Source organism: Phenylobacterium sp. (assembly GCF_036723115.1).
GTDB lineage: Bacteria > Pseudomonadota > Alphaproteobacteria > Caulobacterales > Caulobacteraceae > Phenylobacterium.
Genome location: NZ_DAIMHV010000161.1, coordinates 1 through 6,134, shown reverse-complemented (window position 1 = coordinate 6,134; position 6,134 = coordinate 1). Strand labels below are relative to the sequence as shown.

Annotated in this window: 6 protein-coding genes; 5 read left to right on the top strand and 1 reads right to left on the bottom strand. The window is 69.2% G+C overall.

Going from position 1 to position 6,134, the window contains the following annotated elements; genetic code table 11:
• Nucleotides 1–55: 55 nt before the first annotated feature.
• Nucleotides 56–1,036: a helix-turn-helix transcriptional regulator gene (locus tag V7D28_RS13260; RefSeq protein WP_333587858.1), complete on the bottom strand. Its 981-nt coding sequence runs from the start codon at nt 1,034–1,036 to the stop codon at nt 56–58.
• A gap of 73 nt (nt 1,037–1,109) precedes the next feature.
• Here V7D28_RS13260 and V7D28_RS13255 point away from each other — a divergent pair, with 73 nt between their 5' ends.
• The 5 genes from V7D28_RS13255 to V7D28_RS13235 form a co-directional block, all read left to right on the top strand.
• Nucleotides 1,110–1,538 (top strand): hypothetical protein, encoded by a 429-nt coding sequence (locus V7D28_RS13255; RefSeq protein WP_333587857.1) that lies wholly within the window; start codon nt 1,110–1,112, stop codon nt 1,536–1,538.
• A 114-nt stretch (nt 1,539–1,652) separates the two neighbouring features.
• On the top strand, nt 1,653–2,123 hold the full coding sequence (gene ybaK / locus V7D28_RS13250) for a Cys-tRNA(Pro) deacylase (RefSeq protein WP_333587856.1): 471 nt from the start codon (nt 1,653–1,655) through the stop codon (nt 2,121–2,123).
• A 104-nt stretch (nt 2,124–2,227) separates the two neighbouring features.
• Nucleotides 2,228–2,857 (top strand): TetR/AcrR family transcriptional regulator, encoded by a 630-nt coding sequence (locus V7D28_RS13245; RefSeq protein ID WP_333587855.1) that lies wholly within the window; start codon nt 2,228–2,230, stop codon nt 2,855–2,857.
• 231 nt (nt 2,858–3,088) lie between these two features.
• Nucleotides 3,089–5,554, top strand: a complete 2,466-nt coding sequence (locus V7D28_RS13240) for a TonB-dependent receptor (protein WP_333587854.1) — start codon at nt 3,089–3,091, stop codon at nt 5,552–5,554.
• 185 nt (nt 5,555–5,739) lie between these two features.
• Nucleotides 5,740–6,134 (top strand): hypothetical protein (locus V7D28_RS13235; protein ID WP_333587853.1); only part of this gene is annotated, 395 nt, incomplete at its 3' end.

Sequence of the window (6,134 nt, the reverse complement as noted above, 5' to 3'; positions counted from 1 at the left end):
GTGCCGCGGGGGAAGGGGAAGGGCAAGGGTTCACGGCCGGGCGCATGCGATCTGCTTAGGACGAGTGAACGGCCAAGGCCAAGCTTAGTTGCTCGGCCATCATCGCCTTCAGCCGCTCCGGCGCCAGGATCTGGACCTTGTCGCCCCAGCTGAAGAGATGCCAGGCGAGTTCCCGCATGCCGCTGGCCCGGAAGGCCACGAGGACCGAGCCGTCGGCTTGCGGCGTGGCGGTCTGGGTGGAGTGGAACCGCCAGCCCAGGGCCTCCTCGGCGCCATGGGGGGCGATCCTCAGGCGGACATCCTCCACCGCGTCCTGATAGATGCCGAAGCTGCGATCGACGAAGGCCGCCAGGGAGAAGTCCGGCGGCGGGGCGGCCGGTTGGTCCAGCAGGCGGACATCGGCCAGCCGGTCCAGCCGCCAGGTGCGCGGCTCGCCGGCCTCGCCCTCGGAGGCCACCAGATAGTTGCTGCGCCCGAACAGCAGCCCCAGCGGGCTGACCTCGCGCCGGCGGCCAGGGGTGGAGCCGCCCAGATAGTCGAAGGACAGGCGCCGCAGGGCGATGATCGCCTCCCGCACCCGGCGCAGCACCGCCTCGTCCTCGAAGGGGCGGGGGCCGGGCGCGACCGCGATGGCCTCGGCCTGGAGCACGGCCTCCAGGTCCGGCGCCAGGCGTCGGCGGGCCGGCGCACGCATGGCCGCCAGCACCTTGGCCTCCAGCTGCTCCAGGGCGCTCGCCCGGGTGCGGGCGCCGCTGGCGCGGAAGGTCTCGATGGCGGTGCGCAGGGCCGAGAGCTCCTCGGCGTCGGGGGTTTGGAACAGGGCGTCCAGCCCTGCAGGGATCCGGAACCGGCGGGTGGGCGGGTCGTCGATGTCCTCCATCTGCGGAAAGAGATCGCGCAGGGCGTCGCGCATGCGCTCGGCCGTGCGGCGACCGACCCCGATACGCTCGGCCATCTCATCCAGGGTCAGGCCCTCGGCCGTGGCGGCCAGGGCGCGGGCCAGTTCCAGCAGCAGGGCGGCCTTCTCGTGTCGCATGGCGAATCTCCTGCGACCGTTTCTGACGCATCCCGGTCCTAGGGTCCAGGTGTCGAAGCCAACGGAGACCGCCATGCGCGCCACCCGCTCCACCCGCCCCCGCGCCTATGCCCGCAGGCCCGCGGACGACAGCGCCCCGCTGCTGGACCTGACGCCGCAGGTCGCCCCGCCCAGCGCCGACCTCATCGCCGCGGTGGTGAGCCATGCGGACCGGGAAACCCGCCTGTCGGCCACCCGGGTGCGGCGACACCTGACCCCCTACCGGGCCGCCGAACTGGTGGCCGCAGGCCGCCTGAACGCCGCCGAGGCGGCCCGCAGCCTGGACATCGCCGTGGTCTGGGACGAGCGCGAGGCCGAGGTGGCGCGGGTCATCGACGACGCGCCCTTACGCAACCGCGCCCAGTCCGGCCGCGCCTGGTGGGAGGACGCCTGGGAGGACGAACTGTGGGCCGAGACGCCGTCCAGGCCGGCTCTGCGCGCGGTGAGCGGAGGCCGGGCGTGAGGAGCCCGCCGCCTGTCTGGGGCGCCCCCAGCCTGTTCCTGGCGCGCCTGCCTGGCGCGGCGCCCGCCCAGCGGCGTCTTGACCTTGCGCCGACGCCGCGCCAAGCCGCGCCCCATGTCGCGCGCCACACCCGCCACCCGGCAGCTTGACCAGGCCAGAGTCTCCTACCGGCTCCACACCTATGACTATGACCCCAAGGCGCAGAACATCGGGGCGCACGCGGCCTTGAGCCTGGGGATCGACCCCGGCCGGATGTTCAAGACCCTGATGACCCGGGTGGATGGCCGCCCGGTCTGCGCCATCGCCCCGTCGGATGGCGACATTTCGCTCAAGCGGCTGGCCCAGGCCGCCCACGGCAAGGGGGCGGTGATGATGGACGCCGCCGAGGCCGAGCGGCTGACCGGCTATAAGGTCGGCGGCATCAGCCCCTTCGGCCAGCGCAAGGCGTCGCCGGCCTTCATCGCCATCGAGGCGCTCGGCCTGGAGACCCTGTTCGTCAATGGCGGCCAGAGGGGCCTGCAGGTGGAGCTGGCGCCCCGCGACCTCGTGGCGGTGCTGGGCGCCACCCTGGCCCCGCTGCGCTGAGCGCTCCTGGGGACGATTGCAGACGGCTGTTGCGCAAAGACTTGGGCGCCGTTGCGTCAATAGGCCTAGGTTACCGCTGTTCATGAGTTGATCGGAGCGGGCCGATGGGCGCCACGCAGACGACACCGGCCAATGCTTCCACGCCCGCCACCCTGGCGCGACGACGCAGCTACCATGTGGGCAATGTGAGGTCGCAGCTGTCTCAGGCGGCCAGCGCCCTGCTGGAGTCCGAAGGTCCGGCGGCGCTCAGTCTGCGGGCGATCGCGCGGCGCACGGGCGTGGCCCTGGGCACGGTCTATTACCACTATGCCGACAAGCAGGCCCTCCTGGGGGGGCTTGCGGTGGACGGCTTCCGCGATCTCGGCCAGGCCATTCGCACCGCCGTGGACAGCCGCACGGCCAGCGGACTGCGGGCCTCGGGCCTGGCCTATCTGGGCTTCGTCCAGGATCGCCCGGCCCTCTACGGCCTGATGTACGAGACCCGCGAGACCGGCCGCCGCGATGAGGTGGTGCAGGCCGAGGCGGCCGCTTGCGCCGAGATGCACCGGGCCATCGCCATGGACTTCGAACCCGGCGTGGCGCGCGAGCAGGTGCGTCAGGTGACCCAGGCCATCTGGTGCTGCGCCCGGGGCATCGCCGCCCTGGCCCTGGCGCGGGGCGCGGGCGGTCGGATGGAGACCGCCACCGTGGACGAAGCCGTGCGGGGCTTGGAAATCCTGATGACGCGGCGGTGAACTCGCCTGTCAGGTGCGCCGTGACGCCTCAGTGAAATTTCGCCTATCCGAACAGTGTTCGACTGTTCCAGCTTGACCCTTATCAATTTCGCACGACGGGCCATTCAAGAGCCTGCGGCGGCTGGGAGGAAAACAATGAAAGACATCCTGCGCTTGCGCAGCCTATTCGTCATGGGGGCATCGGCCGCGGCTATGGCGGCCGCCACCCCTGCCCTCGCGCAACAAGCGGTCATGCTTGAAGAGCTGGTGGTCACGGCCGAACGCCGCGACCAGAGCCTTCAGGACGTGCCCGTGGCCGTCACGGCCTATACCAGCGAGCGGCGCGACGTCCTGGGCGTGGCTACGGTGGAAGATCTGGCGCGGGTGTCCCCCAGCGTCGCCTACACCAACAATGACCGTCTCTCGATCCGGGGCTTCGGCCGCCTGACCAACGCCATCGGCACCGATCCGTCGGTGGCGCTGTACTCCGACGGCATCTTCTCCAACTCGATGGCCGACTCCTCGACGCCGTCGCTGTTCATCGAGCGGACGGAAATCCTCCGCGGCCCGCAAGGCACCCTCTATGGCCGGAACTCCATCGGCGGCGCCCTGAACATCATCGGCAAGCGGCCCGCCTACGAGTTCGAGGGCGAAGTCCGCGGCATGGTGGGCAATTACGGGACCTGGCAGACCGACGTGCTGGTCTCGGGTCCGGTGACCGAGGGCCTGCGGGTCCTGCTGGGCGGCTCGCTCCAGCGCCGGGAAGAGGGCTTCATCGAGAATATCGGCCCGGCTGGCGACACCAGCGCGGTCAAGCGCTACATGATCGAAGCCCAGGTGGAGGCCGATCTCGGCGAGAACATCGTCGCCCGGCTGCGCTACACCAAGTTCGACTGGGACGACAGCTACGGGGTGGGCAACGTCCACGAAGCCGTCATCAATCCCTACGATACGGCCTCGATCACCGGCCTCGGCAACTCGGCGCTGTATTACAACCCGACCTTCGGCTTCGCGGGCGTCAATCCCGCCACCGCCGATCCCTTCAAGATCAACACCAACCAGACCAACGAAGGCAAGCTGAGCGAGCATCATCGCCTGCACTTCGACCTGACCTGGGATCTGGGCGGGGCGACGCTGAAGTATCTCGGCGGCTATCAGACCTATGTCTACAACACCAACGGCGATGAAGACCGTTCGGCGCGGACGGGTCTCTTCAACGTGCCGGCGGCCACGCCCTTCGGCGCCTACACGGCCACCAATGTCTCGCCCAACCAGCGCTTCTTCTATGAAGAAGACCAGAAGTGGTGGTCCAACGAGATCAACCTGTCCTCCAATTCGGACGGGCCGCTGCAGTGGATCACCGGCATCTATCAGTACCACCAGAGCTATGCGCAGCCGCAGGGTCTGAGGGTGCTGGGCGATCCGTCCATGCAGAACCCCCTCAACCTGGCCACCGGCGGCGCCGCTCCGCCCAATCCGGACGGCAACTATCTGTTCGTGAACGGTACGCTGGAAGTCGACTCCTACGCCGTCTTCGGCCAGGTCGACTATGACCTGAACGAAGAATGGACCATTACGGCCGGCCTGCGCTGGACCAAGGACGAGAAGCGCGGCACCGACTTCGCCCGCTACGTCTCGCGGACCAACACCACCACCACGGTTCTGGCCGCCGGCCCCGCCGGCAACGGCGTGGGCGGCGTCCCGGCCGCCGTGGGTCAGGGGATCGCGGTCGACTTCACCACCTTCGTGGTCTGCGGCGGTCCGACCATCGCCAGCTGCCAGGCCAATCCGCTCTATCGCAACCTGCGTCAGGTTCAGAGCGGCGGGCTGGAGCGTGACCTCTCGGCCGAGTACGACGCCTGGACCGGCACCCTGGGCGTCCAGTGGCAGCCTGACAGCGCCACCAACGCCTATCTCCGCTACAGCCGCGGCTACAAGTCGGGCGGGTGGCTGGCCTCCAACGGCCTGACGCCCTTCCCCTATGCCGACGCTGAATATGTCGACAACTACGAACTCGGCCTGAAGCGGACCTGGGGCGGGGTGTTCCAGCTGAACTCGGCGCTCTTCTACGCCGACTACAAGGGCTTCCAGGCCCCGCTCACCGTGGTGCTGAACCAGACCACGGGCTCCACCGGCACCCAGTTCCTCAACCTCGACGCCCGCAACTGGGGTCTCGAAGTCGAAGGTCAGTGGGCCGTGGCGCCGGGCCTGCAGCTCTTCGGCTCCTACGCCTACATCAACGCCGAGATCACCGACGGCTGCTGCTATGTGGACACCAACGATCCGCGGGCTCTTCAACCGGGCGCCCGCCCGGTGGGCGCGCCGCTGGCCAATGGCAGCCGCAACCAGAGCCTGGAGGGCAGCCGCCTGCCCATGACGCCCGAGCACAAGGTCAATGTGGGCGCCAACTACACCATCGACTTCACCCCGGGCAGCCTGACGCTCGGCGCCACCTACACCTATACCGGCGAGATGCAGACCGGGGTGTTCGGCTCGCCGCGCTACACCTCGCCCTCCAGCGACAACCTCGACCTGCGGGCCCTGTGGCGCGATGGCGAGAACCGCTACACCATCATCGGCTTCGTGAAGAACGTGACCGACGAAGTGGCGTGGCAGAGCTCGACCCCGTCCTCGGTCACCGGGCTCGGCACCTTCCGCCAGACGGTGAAGCTGAACTTCCCGCGGACGTTCGGCGTGGAGCTGCAGTACCGCTTCTGATCTCGGTCAGAGCCACGGCCTTAAGGGGCGGCGCGGACACCTTGTCCGCGCCGCCTTTTTCTTGGGGCGGGACGGGCGAAAATGAGCCCGCATAGTCCGGATGGATCATGCGGACAGGCGGCGACCCATGGTCGAGGTGACGGCGAAACTCATGTTCGTCGTTCGCCACCCAAGGGTCTTTCTCGATGCGTCCTCTCCTGTCCGGCCTGGCGGCCGTCACCATCGCCTTCTGCGCCCCCGCCGGCGCAGCGCTTGCCCAGGCGGCCAATTCGACGGTGACGCTCACCGACGGCACCACGGTGATCACCACCATCCGCGGGCTGAATGACATCAACATCCAGCTGAGCGGCGGGCCGGAGTTCGGCCCCAATCCCGCGACGGTCAACTTCACCAGCGTGACGCCCGGCAGCGGCGTCATCGACTATGTGGGCAGCATCACCCGCGGCGGCGTCACCTCGCCCTTCACCTGCCAGGTGAACACGGCCACCCAGGCGGTGACCGGCTCCGGCGCCTGCGCGGTGGCCTTCGGCCAGTCCGCCTCCACCCCGGCTCCGACCACGCCCGTCACCCCGCCCACGAC

What these genes read in the sequence shown, in the direction of transcription:
- V7D28_RS13260 (WP_333587858.1), bottom strand. Translation starts at nt 1,036, where the DNA reads ATGCGACACGAGAAGGCCGCCCTGCTGCTGGAACTGGCCCGCGCCCTG.
- V7D28_RS13255 (WP_333587857.1), top strand. Translation starts at nt 1,110, where the DNA reads ATGCGCGCCACCCGCTCCACCCGCCCCCGCGCCTATGCCCGCAGGCCC.
- ybaK (WP_333587856.1), top strand. Translation starts at nt 1,653, where the DNA reads ATGTCGCGCGCCACACCCGCCACCCGGCAGCTTGACCAGGCCAGAGTC.
- V7D28_RS13245 (WP_333587855.1), top strand. Translation starts at nt 2,228, where the DNA reads ATGGGCGCCACGCAGACGACACCGGCCAATGCTTCCACGCCCGCCACC.
- V7D28_RS13240 (WP_333587854.1), top strand. Translation starts at nt 3,089, where the DNA reads ATGCTTGAAGAGCTGGTGGTCACGGCCGAACGCCGCGACCAGAGCCTT.